Here is a 14,740-nt window from a genome sequence, read left to right on the forward strand (position 1 = left end):
CATTTCTGGATGCTCATCCCAGGCTCGCTGCACGACCATCCAATTACGCGCCCCGGGCAGCGCCGGTTTGAAATCCTGGAGGTGAATCACTTGCATACCCACTGAATCGCACTTCCCCGCCCTTTTGGATGCGATAGCATGGCGATCCTCCCATGAGTTCCCCACTGGACCCTCTCCCCCAACACATCCTCCTGCGAACCCGCACCGTCTGGCTGGTCATCCTCCTGTGCCTCGCCGCGTTCGGCCGGGCAGCGGACGAACTCCGGGTACTGCCCGCGCTCGTCGATGGAGTCGCTCCCGACCTGCTCGTCGACGCCCAACTCAAGAAGCTCGCCTACGCCGCGCTCGACCGCCGCGACGCCGCCTACGAGCAGCTCAAGACGCCAGAAGACCTCGCCGCGTGGCAAAAACGGCAACGGGAAAATCTGCTCACCGCACTCGGCGGTTTTCCGGAGCGCACACCGCTCAATGCACGGGTCACCGGCCAGCGTGATTTCGGCGATTACCGGATGGAGAAGATCCTCTTCGAGAGCCAGCCGGGATTCTTTGTCAGCGGCGTGCTCTATCTCCCCGCGGGCGCCGGGCCGCATCCGGCCGTGCTCATGCCTTGCGGCCACACCCCGGTCGCCAAGGCCGGCGCGCTTTACCAACGCGCCGCCATCAGCATGGCCAAGGCGGGCATCGCCGCCTTTTGTTACGACCCGATCGGCCAGGGCGAGCGGCGTTACTATCTCAAGGCGGACGGCACGCCCGAATTTGCCAGCACCACGAACGAGCACCAGCTCATGGGCGTGGGCGCCATCCTCCTCGGCTCGAGTCTCGCCCGCACCATGATCTGGGACGGAATGCGTGGCCTCGATTACCTCCAGAGCCGCCCCGACATCCGCGGCGACCGCCTCGGCTGCACCGGCGTCTCCGGCGGCGGCACGATGACGAGCTATCTCATGGCGCTCGACGACCGCGTCGTCGCCGCCGCTCCCGCGTGCTATCTCACCGGCTACCGGCGCCTGCTCGAGACCATCGGCCCGCAGGATCTCGAGCAGCATCTCTTTGGGCAGATCAGCACCGGACTCGACCACGCCGATTTCGTCCTGCTGCGGGCGCCGAAGCCGACGCTCATCATGGCCGCGACGCAGGACTTCTTCGACATCAGCGGCGCCTGGAACGTCTTCCGCCAGGCGAAGCGCTTCTACGGACGCCTCGGTTTCCCCGAGCGCGTGGATCTCATTGAGGCCGACACCAAACACGATCTCGGACCGGAGATGCGCGTCGCATCCGCCCGCTTTTTCCGCCACTGGCTCGCGGGTCAAGACGACGCCTGGCAGGAACCCGCCTTCGACGTCCTGCCGGAAAAAGAGCTGCTCTGCACGCCGGACGGCAATGTCTTTCACCTCCCCGGCGCGCGCACCTACTTCGATCTGCAGGCCGATCTTGCCACGAAGCTCGCCAAGGAAAGGGAACAATTCTGGAGAGAAAAATCGGTCGAAGAAAAGGAATCAAAGGTACGCGAACTCGCGCACATTCGCCCGCTTGCGGAAATTCCGAAACTCACCGCCATCAGTGTGGGTGTAACCCAGGGCGGTGCGATCCGCATCGAACGCCTGATCCTCCGCAATGACGAAGGCACCGTCATTCCCGCGCTACTCTTTCACCCCAAAGAGCCCAGCAGCGGCGTGGAACTTTACGTTCACGGCGAGGGTAAGCAAGCAGACGCCGGGATCGGCGGCTCAATCGAGGAAGACGTGCGCAGCGGCGACACGGTCCTGGCCATCGACGTGCGTGGCGCGGGCGAAACGCAGCGCAAATCCACCGGTGGCGGGTACAATACCATTTCCGGCGTGGACTGGCCGTGGATTTCGACAGCCTATTTGCTTGGGCAATCGTTCGTCGGCCTGCGCGCAGAAGACATCCTTGCTTCCGCGCGTTATGCCTCCGAAACGTTGAACAAAGGCGGCCCCGTCATGCTCATCAGTGACGGCGAAGCAGGCGTGCCCGCACTCCACGCGCGCGCCTTGGGAGAAGGGCTTTTCATTCATACGCAGATATCCCACAGCCTCGAATCGTGGGATCGCGTCGTGCGCGGCCCATTGGCGCGAAATCAACAAATCAATGCCGTCCACGGTGCGCTGCGCTTTTACGATCTGCCGAACCTGATCGAACTCTGCCTCGCCGCCGAAGCTCCGCAATGGATCATCGGTGGCGTAAAATCCGTCATCGATTCACCCACCAATGAAATCGGCGGTGTGACCGTCTATCCAATCATCCGCGGCCTGTGGGTCTGGAAGACTCCGTCCGTCCTCGCCCAACCCGGCAGCGCCGAAGCCCTGCGAGATTTCGCCAAGGCCAACCGCATCAATGAAGTCTACGTCTCCGTCTCCGCGCGCGACCATCCCGCGCAGGACGCACCGCTCCTCGCACTCATCGATCTGCTGCACCAGTCGCGCATTCGTGTCGAAGCGTTGCTCGACAGTATCGACTCGGATGAAGCCGGGCCGCCACGCGACAAGTTCCTCGCCCTGGCGAAAACCATCGTCGACTTCAACGCCGTGCAACCTCGTCACCGCTTCGACGGCATCCATCTCGACGTCGAGCCGCATCAACGCCCGGAAAACAAAGGCAATCTCGAGTTCTTCCCCGGCCTCATCGAAACCTTCCGCGGCGTGAAAGCCATCGCCGCGCCCGCTCACCTGACCGTCAACGCCGACATCCCCAATAAACTCCTCAAGGGCGACGCTGCCCAGCGCCAGACCCTCCTCACCTCCGTCGACCGCGTCACGCTCATGCTCTACGAACTCAGCAGCCCCGACGACGGCAAGAGCGAGGAGTCCAAAGTCCTGAAACTCCAGCACGCCGCGGAACGCTATCTCACCATGGCCTACGAAGGCCTCGACGACCCCAAGCTCGCCGGCATGTCCATCGCCCTCCGCACGGCGGATTACCGCGAACGACTTCCCGAAATGCTCAAGACCCTCGACGAGCGCCAAAACGCCAATCCGCATTACTTGGGGTGGGCGTCACATTGCTATAACGACCACCTGAAGTAGCGCGCCAAAGTAGCTCGAAAGCGCATTTTTAGCTTTACATTTGCCCGTTGTTATGCGACACCGTTTCGCGTGAAGGAGGAACATTCCCTGGTCGGTGGGAATGCGCGGTTTGTTTGAGTGAGAGTGCCCGAAGGATTGAAGACCCAACTGCTACCCGTGAACCCAAGCCATTCATCTCTGTCGCCCCCGCCCTGCATCATCCGCTAGGCGACGTCCCATGACGCCCCGGTCATTGAGAGCCTTTATCGTGAGCTGGTCTCCGATCCGAATATCCACGTGCTGCCCGAGCAGATCGCGGCGATGGCCGCGTCTCCCCACAGCCTGCTCCTGGTCGCCGAAATCGATGCCCTCGTTTGCGCGACCGTTCTCCTCATCCTCTGCCCCGATGCGATGTACGGCACGCAACCCTTCGGCGTGATCGAAAACATCGTCGTGACCCCACAGATGCGCGGCTGGGGCTTGGGCCGCCTTTTGCTCGGCCAGGTCGAGCGTCTCGCTGCGGACCATCATTGCACGAAGCTCATGCTCCTGAGCAGCCACACCCGCCACGAGGCCCATGCCTTTTTCAAGCGCTGCGGATTCGACAGCGACACCAAACACGCCTTTGTGAAGTACCGCCGGGACTTCGCCGCCCGGTGAATCGATATGGAAACCATCTGTGGAACACTTCCGATCACGGCCATGCCCTCGCCACAAAGCCTCACGGCCGGTTTGGGGAAAGCCGACATTCACCAAGACGAATCAAGGCGGGTCAAGGTCGATCAAGCCTCAAAATTTTCTCTCAAGCCTTGAGACCCCCGCCTGCGCATCAGTTGTCCTAATTCTCCAACCGGACGTTGTTACAACAGGCAACCCCGTGGAACATGCTCACCAAACTCCTCTTCATCCTCTCCCTCTTCGTAGCCGGCGCCCAGTTGACTGCCGCCGAACAATCCGCTCCCGGCGTTTCGAACGAGGATCTCAATAAGTTCCAACAGCGCCTCTTCGACGCTCTCACCAAGCACCTCGACCATCTGACTTCGCCCGAAGGCAAAGCGGTGGACATGAAAGGCAAGAGTGCCGCCGCGGAAACGGCCCTCGCCTTCTACCTCATGGGCGAGCGCACGGGCACATCGCGTGACCGCGCGGCGGCTGTCGACCTCGCCGATGGCGTGCTGCGCGAGATGCGGGCGACCAAGCTCGGCGTGCTGCCGATCAAGGAAAAGGAAACGCCCGAGGGCACGGAGATCATGGGCGGCGGCCCGCCGGCGCTCGGCGAATACCTCGCCGCCCTCGCCTACATTTATCATCACGAGCAGGGACGCGAGGAAGACTTGAAGTATCTCGGCACGGTCCTCGATCAATTTGCCTGGAACGAAAACGGATGGTGGGCGGCGGACGTGGACATCGCGACCGGCCAGTCGAAGGCGCCGCTGGCCAAGCCTTCGCCGATCAATAAGAACGCCTCGCTCGTCCTCGCCGCCGGCCTGCTCGGCGAATACCTCCACAAAATCGATCCCGAGTTGGCGAAGCGGCTGAAAGCCAAGTCCGACAAATGCCTCTACCAGAAAATCCTTCCCGCGCAGGGCGGCGACGGTTTCTGGCATTACAGCCTCGTGGGCAAGGACCCGGGCAACAAAGACATCCTCGGCTACTTCATGCTCACCACGCAGTTCCTCGCCGAGTTGCAATTCTTCGTCGCCCCGATTCACGACAACCGCCTCTCCGCCGCGCTGGAAAATGCCGGCGCCTTCGCCGCGAAGCACATCGTCCCCATCACCGGCGCGAACCATGAAGCCCCGGATTCCGGTCACACCACCTCGAAGACCCCGGCGCATTACGACCTCGCCGAGGACACCAAGCGCGGCTTCCAACTCGGCCTCGTCCTCACCGCCGGCCACCGCTTTCCCGCCAGCATGCAGGTCATCGACGCCACTCTGCCCCATTTCCCCACCGGCAACGCCGGCCAGGATGGCGCCCACGCCGCGCTGCCCTCCGCCCTCATTTTGCAAATGCAGCCGTGAAGCGTCTGCCACGAGTGGATATAAGACGTGCGCTTCCCGCTTTGTTTCTGCTGGTGCTCGCGGTGGTGGCGAATACGGCTGAGCTGAAGGCCCCAGCCACGTTCCTGCCGCCCCCCAACGATCACCTCCGCCACGTCCTCGAAACGCCAGTGAGTGGCGATTTTCACGCCGCCGATATCCGCGAGGTATTCGGCAACCTATTTGGGCAGCTACGCATCAACCTGATATTCAAACGCGAAAAAAAGGCGCCGCCAACCTTCACCGGAAATTTCGATCGGGTCCCGTTTCGTGCGGCCCTTTTCCGCATCCTGCAATCCACAGGATACACGGCCGAATGGACTACCCGGCCAGACGGCGCACAGGTCATCTCCATCCATGATTGAGCGGACCAAATGAATCGCGACGGCACCCTCATCGACTACTACAGCCAGCGCGCCAGCGAGTACGAGCGCATTTACCACCAGCCCGAGCGCCAGGCAGATCTCGTTCGGCTTAAGGATCACCTTCGCGGTGAATTAAGCGGGCGCCGCATCCTGGAACTGGCTTGCGGCACCGGCTACTGGACCGCCGCCCTCGCCGATGCCGCGGAGTCCATTTATGCCATCGATGCCAGCGACGAAGTGCTGGCGATCGCACGGGCCAAAGGGCTCGATCCCAATACCGTTTCCTTCACCCGTGGAGATGCCTTTGCTCCCCCTCGCGACAGCAGTGAATTCACCGCCGGATTCGCCGGATTTTGGTGGTCGCATATTCCCCTCGATCGCCTCACCTCATTCCTCGAGAACTTCCACGCCGCCTTGCTGCCCGGCGCGCGCGTGGTCTTCATCGACAATCGCTACGTGCCCGGCAGCAGCACCCCAATCAGCCGTACCGACGAAGCCGGCAACACCTACCAACAGCGGCACCTCGACGACGGCACCGCGCACGAAGTCCTGAAGAATTTCCCAACCACCGATCAACTTCGGCCCATCCTCCAGCCCTACACCGACTCCCTGAATATCGTCGAGTTCGACTACTTTTGGTGCGCGACCTATGCCTTGGCAGCTGCCTCCCACCATCAGGCAAACCCCTGATATCGGCCCGCACTCTTGTTTTCGCACAAATGTCAGGTGACAAGCGCGGGCGGGCTCTGGCAGTTTGAGCGCGCGGTCCCCTGAATTCTGTCCCCTATGCAACTTTCCAACTGGCCTTCCATCACCGAACAAACGCTTGCCATCATCATGGGCGGCGGTGCCGGTACGCGACTCTTTCCACTGACCAAGGAACGCTCCAAGCCCGCAGTGCCGCTCGCCGGGAAATATCGCATCGTCGATATCCCCGTCTCGAACTGCATCAACTCCGGGCTGCGGCGCGTCTACGTCCTCACGCAGTTCAATTCCGCCTCGCTGCACAAGCACATCCACTCGGCGTTCAAGTTCGACAACTTCTCCCGCAGCTTCGTGGAAATCCTCGCCGCGCAGCAGACACCCACGGACACCAATTGGTATCAAGGCACCGCCGACGCCGTGCGGCAAAACCTGCGCGATTTCCTGCAATATCCTTACGAGTATTTCGTCATCCTCAGCGGCGATCAGCTCTACCGCATGGATTTCCGTGATGTGCTCGAGCAGCATATCGATACCAAGGCGGACATGACGCTGGCCACCATCCCCGTCGGGCGCCAGGCCGCGATGGACTTCGGCATCATGCACACCGACGCCAACCGCAAGGTGGTGCGCTTCGAGGAAAAACCCAAGACGGCCGAGTTACTCGACGCCTTGAAGATTCCGGCCACCCTGCTCAAGGAACTCGGCCAGCCCGCCGGCGCCGAGCTCTACCAGGCCTCGATGGGCATCTACATTTTCAACCGCGAAGTGCTCGTCAAGGCGCTGGACAACGATCTCGTGGACTTCGGCAAGCACGTGATCCCCGACATGATCAAGAAGTTCCGCGTGCACAGCTACATCTTCCAGGGCTACTGGGAAGACATCGGCACGATCCGCGCGTTCTTCGACGCCAACCTCAACCTGACCGACACGGTGCCGGAGTTTAATTTCTTCGACACCTCCGCGCCGATGTACACCCACGCGCGCTTCCTGCCCGGCAGCAAGATCAATGGGGCGACGATCAAGCAGGCGATCATTTCCGATGGCTGCATCATCGACGACGCGCACATCGAGCGCGCTGTCATCGGCATCCGCAGCTACATCGGCGCCGGCACCACGATCCGCAACAGCATCGTCATGGGCGCCGACTTCTACGACGTGCACAAGGTCAACAAAGTCGGCGACATCGAGCTGGGCATCGGCAAAAACTGCGTGATCGATCACGCCATCATCGACAAAAATGCCCGCGTCGGCGACGGCGCGGTGATCACGCCCGACGGCAAGGCGGACAATTGCGACGGCCCGAACTGGTATGTGCGCGACGGCATCGTCGTCGTCCCCAAGGGCGCGTCGATTCCCGCTGGTACGTGGATTTAAGCGGCGGGATCCGCCGTTCGAACGCCTGGCAGGTTGCGGTGTCTCACCCGCTTCGCATGTTCATTTTTCCTGCTATTATCCGACCGTTGCTCGCCGTCTGGCTGCTCATCTTCGTCGCCTGCGGCGCGGCGCATAGCCAGGCCGCGGGCCTCCCCTTCGACACCGTCTTCAAGGGCCGCAAGCAATTCGATACCTTGGTTGCGCAGGCGGACAAATGGAAGGGTCTGCCCATCGGCCAGCGGGTGGCCGAAGTCGGCCGCGCCATGACCGGCACCCGCTACCGCAGCTTCACCTTGGAAATCGACGACCACATCGAAGCCCCGTCGGTCAACCTCACCGGCCTCGATTGCTGGACTTTCTTCGAGAGCTCCCTGGCCTTCGCCCGCATGCTCGACGAGCCCAAGGACAATTGGACACCGCAAACGATGCTCAAGTACATCGAACTCGACCGTTACCGGAGCGGCTCCTGCACCGGCAGCTACCTTTCGCGGTTGCACTACCTGGAAGACTGGCTGCACGACAACGACCGGCGCGGCCTGGTCAGGGATCTCACCCGCGATCTCGGGGGTGTTCCCGCCGCCCATAATGCCGTGGAAATGACCCGCGGCTGGAAGAGCTACCGCTATATGCGCCAGAATCCCGACCTCCGCGCCGGGATCGCACGGATGGAAGCCCGCGTGGCCAGCGAACCGCTCTACTACATCCCGAAAAGCCAGGTCCCGGGCATCGAATCCCGCCTTCAGTCCGGCGACATCATCGGTATCTGCTCGCACGACGGCCGCCTCATCGGCACCGCGCACGTCGGACTGGCCTACCGCACCTCGGATGGCACCCTGCATTTCATGCACGCCTCCGCTCCGCACAACTACGGCAAAGTCGTCCTCGACCAGCGGCTTTCCGACTACCTTTTCCACTTCCGCTCGGACGCCGGCATCATCGTCGGCCGCCCCCTGAAGTGAGAGGAGAGTGCTTAGTGCCCAGTTATCAGTAGGCCGCAGCGCCGCCGAAAGGATACTGAGCACTGGGCACTGAGTACTAAGAACACCTCCCCTTCAGCCACACGGAATTCCTTGGACAATCCCCAGTGGCTGCCTAATCTTCCGCTCCCGTTTTTCCGGCGCCATTGCGCCGCCGAGAAACGCCCAGCTACTCCTTACGCATGATCTCATCGCTTTTCCTCACGCTCGCCGACGCCGCCGCGCCTCCTGCCCAGTCGCCCCTGCAGATGATCATCCCTTTCGCCTGCGTCGGGGTCATTTTCTATTTCCTGATCATTCGCCCGCAGAACAAGCGCCAGAGCGAGTTGAAGAACCTCATCTCGACACTCAAAACTGGCGACAAGGTCGTCACCAACAGCGGCATCTACGGCATCATCGCCAATGTGAAGGAAGGCACCACGCTCATCCTCAAGATCGCCGACAACGTGAAGATCGAGATCGATAAATCCGCCATCGCCTCCGTGGACAAGGGCTCGGAAAAGAGTTCCGCCTCCTAGCCCACCGTACTCCACCCCACCTCACCACTCGCTCCCCGCTTCCCGATGGATCCCAACGTCGCCATCTTCCTCTTCGGTCTGCTCCTGCTCGTGCTTTTCGGCTGGTACTTCTTCACCGACAGCGACCGGGTAAAGCGCAACCTCGGCACCCTGCTCACCGTCCTCCTCACGAGCTTCTGCCTCTGGGCAGCCTATCCGCCGTTCGACCGCAAGGACGCCGACGGCAAGCTCATCGGCCCGCCCGGGAAAATCCATCTCGGCCTCGACCTGCAGGGCGGCACCTCCTTCCTCATTCGCCTCGATCCTCCCGCCGACGACAAGGGTGCGAAGAAGGAAATCACCAAGGACATGGTCGACCAAGCGATGGAGGCCATCCGCAAGCGCGTCGACCAGTTGGGCGTCAGCGAGCCCATCATCACGCCGCAAGGCACCGACCGCATCCTGGTGCAAATTCCCGGTCTTCGCCAGGAGACGATCAACGACGCTCGCGAGCAATTGAAAAAGGTCGCCAAGCTCGAGTTTCACCTCGTCCACCCCGGCAGCAATATGATGGCGCAGGCCATCGAAGCCGGCGTCCAAGTCGCTCCCCACGGCTATTCGCTGCAGGAGATGAGCGTCGAGCGCAACGGCAAGCCCATCACCACCAAGCTCCTTATCAAGAACACCGCGGACTTGCTCGGCTCCCACGTCACCCATGCCTCCGCCTATTTCGATGCGCAGGGCTGGGGCGTCGCGCTGGAGTTCGACAGCACGGGCGGCGAGCAATTTCAGAAACTCACCCAGCAAGTCGCCCAGGAGCACACGGAAATGGCCATTCTGCTCGACGGCAAGATCCAGTCGGCGCCCAGCGTCGATCCCGACAAATATCCCCTCGGCATCGGCGGTGGCCGCGCGCAGATCAGCGGTGGCAATATGGCCGAAAAGGAAGCGCGCGGTCTCGCCAGCGCCCTGCAAAATCCGCTTCAGACCCCGGTCGCCATCGAGGAAGAGCGTAGCGCCTCCTCCACCCTCGGCCAGGCGGCCATCAACAGCGGCATCTGGGCCGGCGTCGGCGGCCTCACCCTCGTGCTCATCTTTGTCGTCATCTATTACCGCTTCGCCGGGTTGGTCGCGGTGGTCGGTCTCGTCGTCAATATCATCGTGCTTTTCGGGGTGATGGCCATGTTTGGCTTCGTGCTCACGCTGCCCGGTATCGCGGGCGTGATCCTCACCATCGGCCTCGCGGTCGATGCCAACGTGCTCATCTACGAGCGCCTCCGGGAGGAAATGGCCGCCGGCAAATCCCTCTCGTCCTCCATCGACGCGGCCTACAACAAGGCTTTCACCGTCATCTTCGACGCCAATGCCACCACGCTCATCACGGCCGGCATCCTCTTCTGGCAGGCCAGCGGCCCGGTGAAGGGTTTCGCGGTCACGCTCGTCGTCGGCATCATCGCCTCGGTCTTTTCCGCGATGGTCGTTACCCGCATGATCTTCTCGTGGGCGCTGAAGCTCGGCGTCCTCAAGCGCATCTCGATGCTCCACCTCATCTCCGGCGAAGGCATCAATTTCATGGGCCGCCGTTTCCTCTGGATCAGCATTTCGCTGACCGTCGCGGTCGTGAGCATGATCGGCTTTGGCCTGCGTTATCCCCACAATCTCGGCATCGATTTCAAAGGGGGCGATCTGCTCATGCTCAAGCCCGCTAAACCGGTCGAAGTGGCCGAGGTGCTCAAGCATGTCGAGGAATTGAAGATCAACGACGTCGTCATCCAGAAGGAGACCGATCCGTCCTCCCACACGGAGTTCATCAGCATTCGTAGCCCGATCAATACCGGTGACCAGATCGAGGCGCAGCTTTTCAAGTCGATGCCCGACGCCGGCTTCACCGAGCACAAGAAGGACAAGGTCGGCAAGATTGTCGGCGGCGAACTGGCCAAGAGTTCCCTCATCGCGCTCGGCCTCGGCATGCTCGGTATTTTCCTCTATGTCACCCTGCGGTTCGAGGCGTCCTTCGCCGTCGGCGCGCTCGTCGCCTTGCTGCACGACGTCGTCATCACCGTGGGCTTGTTCTCGATCTTCGGCCGCGAGCTTTCGCTCATCATGGTCGGCGCGATCCTGACCATCGCGGGCTATTCGATCAACGACACCATCGTCGTCTACGACCGGATCCGGGAAGGCCTGCACAGCGGGCGCCGCGGCTCGATCCAGTCGATCATGAACGCGTCGATCAACGAGACGTTGAGCCGCACGCTCCTCACCTCCGGTTGCACGCTGCTCTCCGTCGCCGCGCTGTATTTCTTCGGTGGTCCGGTGTTGCACGACTTCGCGTTTGCCATCCTCATCGGCATCGTGGTCGGCACCTATTCGTCCATCTTCATCGCCTCGCCCATCGTCCTCTGGTGGAGCGGCCACAAGGGTGGCAGTTTGCGGACGGAAACGAAGACCAGCGAAACGCCGAAGATCGCTACCGTTTGACGGGCGCCGCGGGCAGCGTGTGCTCGCGAAAGAACTTGGTGATGAGCACCGTCGCCGCGTGCGGCACGGCGTGCCCGCCCGCATGCACGAAGGCCACGACGGGAGTTCCGCCGGATGACTCGTAGCGAGTCGCCCTCGCATCTCCCCAGGATGCGCCTTCGCCCGTGCAGCCATTGATTTGCCGCAGCGTGCCGATATTCTTCCGCTGCTCAACGAAGGGCACCCGCTCGTCCAACTCCCCAGCCACCACGAACACCGGTTTCGGTGTGGAGAGTTGCAGAGGGGGCCGCAGAGCCGCTGCACACGGCGCGAAGGCGGCGAAGAGCTTCCCACGCTCGGCCCAGAGGATGTAGTCGAAGAAACCGCCGTTGGAAAAACCGGCGGCGTAGATGCGCTGGTCATCGACCCGGAATTTCCCGCGCAGCGTGCGCAGCATGGCATCGAAGAACTTCAGGTCCCGGTCGCCGACTTCGCCAGGCTGGTGCTGCCAGCCACGCCGCTCGCCGTGCAGGTCACTCGCGGAAGGGGTCGGCAGTCCCTGCGGGCAAACGATGACCGCTTCGGGCCAGAGTTCTTGAAAGGGAAACTGCTTCGTGGAGAACCACGCGTCGTTCCCATGCCCGTGAAAGACGAAAATCAGCGGCGCCCGGGCGTTCTTTGCCTGCACGGATGGAGGATAGACCACCGCCGCGCGCGTCTCCCCCGTGATATGCCAGCCCATCACCTGCGGCTCCGCTGCGGTGAGCGTGAAAAGACCCTGCATCACCAACCCCAGCAAAACCCACCACCCTCGCACCACCCGGCGTCTGTTGCTTCCCGACATGCACTTCACGGAGTCGATTTCGATCTAGCCCTTCTTCGGGACGAGTTCCGGCGGGCATTGCGGGTTCTTCTTCAACAACTCCACGCGCCACGCTTGATACGCCTTCTGCGGCTCATCCGCCGAGGCAACTTCATCCCCGACATACTCCATCACCTTCCAATGCCCGCCGCGGTGGTGGGCCAGACCGGTCATCGGCTCGGACTGCCATTTGCCATCCGGCGTTCGCGGCGAGACGGAAAACCACGCCCATTCGCCCGAGACGCGCAGGACGACTTTGTCGAAAATGATCTTCTGCTTCTTCTCCTTCTGCGTCGATACCGTCGGCTCGGCGGCACGGAGATCGTCGAGGATCGTCTGGCGCAACGGGGTGCCAGGTTGAGGAGCGAGGATCTCCGCTCCCCGAGACGCGGCCAAACCGAAGGAGAAGACGAAAAGCGCAAGCAAGAGGCGAATCTGCATCGGGCGGAGCATGAACAGGGAGGCCATGCGAGGCAAACTGGAAACCGTCGCCGATCGTCGATGCTGCACATTTAAGGCTGCGGCTTGACGAATGAGACTTCACTGTTAGCGTCCCAAGCTACCCAATCCCGTGCCCCCAAGGTTGAATCCCCCAAAGATTTCCAGCGGCACCCGATTGTCCCCATTTGCCATGAGTGATCCTACTGTTGCCCCCAACCCCGTTCCCACCACCCCACGCGTCTCCCAAGTCTCCGAAGCCGTCATCCGTATCGCCGGCAATTCGCAGGACGGCATCCAGGCCATCGGCGGCTTCCTCGCCCGCCTCGCCGGCCGCAGCGAACAGGAAGTGATGACCTTCATGACGATCCCGTCCACGATTTCCGGCGGGCCGTCCATCTTCCAGGTGCGGATCGGCTCCGGGGAAGTTCTCAGCGCGGGCGACGATGCGGACGTCCTCCTCTGCTTCTACGATCATAGCTACGCGAACCATATCAGTTCGCTGAAACGCGGCGGCATCGTCCTCTACGACTCCGATCACGTGAAGCCGAACGAGGAGTTGCTCGGTTCCTATCACCACGTCGGCGTGCCCATCTCCTCACTCACCGTCGAGGCCATCGGCGGCACCGGCCGCGACAAGGGCAAGAACATATACTCCCTGGGTCTCCTCGCTCGCATGTTCGACCTCAACGTGCCGAAGCTCACCAAGCTCATCGAGGAGCGCTTTGGCGGCAAAGATCCCACCATCGTCGAAAACGCCCTCGCCTGCTTCAACTCGGGCTACGGTCACCAGGTGCAGGGCCTGTGGGAGACCTTCCAGTTTCATCCCGGCGAAAATGCCGGCCACTCGCAAGTCGTCATGAGCGGCAACGAAGCCCTGGCCTATGGGCTGCTCGCCGCCGGCGTGCGTTTCGGCGCGGGCTACCCCATCACACCGTGGAGCGATATCATGGAGCTGCTGCGCCGCGAGCTGCCCAAATACGGCGGCACTTTCGTGCAGACCGAGGATGAGATCGCCGCCATCTCCATGGCCATCGGCGCGGGCTACGCCGGGCGCGTCGCTGTCACGGGTTCCAGTGGTCCCGGCATCTCGCTCAAGACCGAGGCCCTCGGCTGGGCCAGCATGGCGGAAATGCCCCTCGTGGTCATCGACGTGCAGCGCGGCGGCCCGAGCACCGGCATGCCAACCAACGTCGAGCAAAGCGACTTGAACATCGCGATCAACGGCGGTCACGGCGACAGTCCCCGTGTGGTCCTCGCTCCCGCGAGCGTCGAAGATTGCTTCTACACCGCAATCGAGGCGGTGAACATCGCTCGCAAATACTCCACGCCGGTCATCCTCCTCACCGACCAGGGCATCGCCTCGCGCATCGAGGCCTTCCCCTCTCCGGATTTCGAGGCGGTCTGCCAGGACCTCACACCCGACTTCACTCCGGTCGTCGATCACAAGCCTTACGACCTCACCGCCACCGATGGTATCACGCGCCACATCGCTCCCGGCACCCGCGTGGCCAGCGGGAAGTATCCCGTCGTCACCGGTCTCGAGCACGATGAACTCGGTCACCCCACTGGTTCCGGCAAGGTCCACACGCAGATGAACGCCAAGCGGCGCAACAAGCTCAAAAAGCTCGCCGAGGAATTGCCCGTGCCGCAAGTCTACGGCGCGAGCGAAGGCCATGTGCTGCTCGTCAGTTGGGGTTCGAGCAAAGGCCCGATCGAGGAAGCGGTGAAGCAGGCGCGCAAGCACGGCGAAGCGCTTTCCGCGCTGCACTTGAAGCACCTCAATCCCCTGCCCAATGGCCTCGAGAAGATCTTCAGCGGCTTCACCCATGTCGTCGTCGTGGAACTCAATGACGAAGGCCTCTACGGCTACGGCCAGCTCGCCGCCATCCTGCGCGCCCGCTATTGCGACCCACGCATCGGCGCCGTCACCAAGACCGATGGCCTCACCTGGAAGGTCAAAGAAATCCTCCAGCGCGTCCTCACTCTCACCAAGTAAC

Annotated in this window: 12 protein-coding genes; 10 read left to right on the plus strand and 2 right to left on the minus strand. The window is 62.2% G+C overall.

All coding sequences use genetic code 11. The features are described 5' to 3' along the window. Window positions 1-152 precede the first annotated feature (152 nt). The 9 genes from ABJF10_RS01110 (at window position 153) to secD (ending at window position 11,461) form a co-directional block, all read left to right on the plus strand. On the plus strand, window positions 153-3,044 hold the full coding sequence (locus tag ABJF10_RS01110; RefSeq protein ID WP_348542663.1) for an acetylxylan esterase: 2,892 nt from the start codon (window positions 153-155) through the stop codon (window positions 3,042-3,044). A gap of 231 nt (window positions 3,045-3,275) precedes the next feature. After that, entirely contained in the window at window positions 3,276-3,683 is a 408-nt protein-coding gene (locus ABJF10_RS01115) for a GNAT family N-acetyltransferase (RefSeq protein ID WP_348542693.1), read from the plus strand. Between the two features lie 224 nt (window positions 3,684-3,907). Beyond that, window positions 3,908-5,047 (plus strand): hypothetical protein, encoded by a 1,140-nt coding sequence (locus ABJF10_RS01120; RefSeq protein ID WP_348542664.1) that lies wholly within the window; start codon window positions 3,908-3,910, stop codon window positions 5,045-5,047. 41 nt (window positions 5,048-5,088) lie between these two features. Then, entirely contained in the window at window positions 5,089-5,430 is a 342-nt protein-coding gene (locus ABJF10_RS01125; RefSeq protein WP_348542665.1) for a hypothetical protein, read from the plus strand. A gap of 9 nt (window positions 5,431-5,439) precedes the next feature. After that, complete coding sequence (locus ABJF10_RS01130; protein ID WP_348542666.1) at window positions 5,440-6,120, plus strand: methyltransferase domain-containing protein; 681 nt, start codon at window positions 5,440-5,442, stop codon at window positions 6,118-6,120. A gap of 96 nt (window positions 6,121-6,216) precedes the next feature. Beyond that, window positions 6,217-7,509 (plus strand): glucose-1-phosphate adenylyltransferase, encoded by a 1,293-nt coding sequence (locus tag ABJF10_RS01135; RefSeq protein WP_348542667.1) that lies wholly within the window; start codon window positions 6,217-6,219, stop codon window positions 7,507-7,509. A gap of 56 nt (window positions 7,510-7,565) precedes the next feature. After that, window positions 7,566-8,468, plus strand: coding sequence for an N-acetylmuramoyl-L-alanine amidase-like domain-containing protein (locus ABJF10_RS01140; RefSeq protein ID WP_348542668.1), 903 nt, complete (start codon window positions 7,566-7,568; stop codon window positions 8,466-8,468). A gap of 200 nt (window positions 8,469-8,668) precedes the next feature. Then, entirely contained in the window at window positions 8,669-9,004 is a 336-nt protein-coding gene (yajC, locus tag ABJF10_RS01145) for a preprotein translocase subunit YajC (RefSeq protein ID WP_348542669.1), read from the plus strand. Between the two features lie 45 nt (window positions 9,005-9,049). Next, entirely contained in the window at window positions 9,050-11,461 is a 2,412-nt protein-coding gene (gene secD / locus ABJF10_RS01150; RefSeq protein ID WP_348542670.1) for a protein translocase subunit SecD, read from the plus strand. On the opposite strand, the gene ABJF10_RS01155 is transcribed toward secD, so the two are convergent. Beyond that, window positions 11,451-12,224 (minus strand): alpha/beta hydrolase-fold protein, encoded by a 774-nt coding sequence (locus tag ABJF10_RS01155; RefSeq protein ID WP_348542671.1) that lies wholly within the window; start codon window positions 12,222-12,224, stop codon window positions 11,451-11,453. The genes secD and ABJF10_RS01155 overlap by 11 nt on opposite strands. Window positions 12,225-12,308: 84 nt before the next feature. Further along, window positions 12,309-12,743, minus strand: a complete 435-nt coding sequence (locus tag ABJF10_RS01160) for a hypothetical protein (RefSeq protein WP_348542672.1) — start codon at window positions 12,741-12,743, stop codon at window positions 12,309-12,311. Window positions 12,744-12,933: 190 nt separating this feature from the next. Between ABJF10_RS01160 and ABJF10_RS01165 the strand changes: the two genes are divergently transcribed. Next, complete coding sequence (locus tag ABJF10_RS01165) at window positions 12,934-14,739, plus strand: 2-oxoacid:acceptor oxidoreductase subunit alpha (protein WP_348542673.1); 1,806 nt, start codon at window positions 12,934-12,936, stop codon at window positions 14,737-14,739. Window position 14,740: the final 1 nt, after the last annotated feature.

This window comes from Chthoniobacter sp. (assembly GCF_040003245.1).
GTDB lineage: Bacteria > Verrucomicrobiota > Verrucomicrobiia > Chthoniobacterales > Chthoniobacteraceae > Chthoniobacter.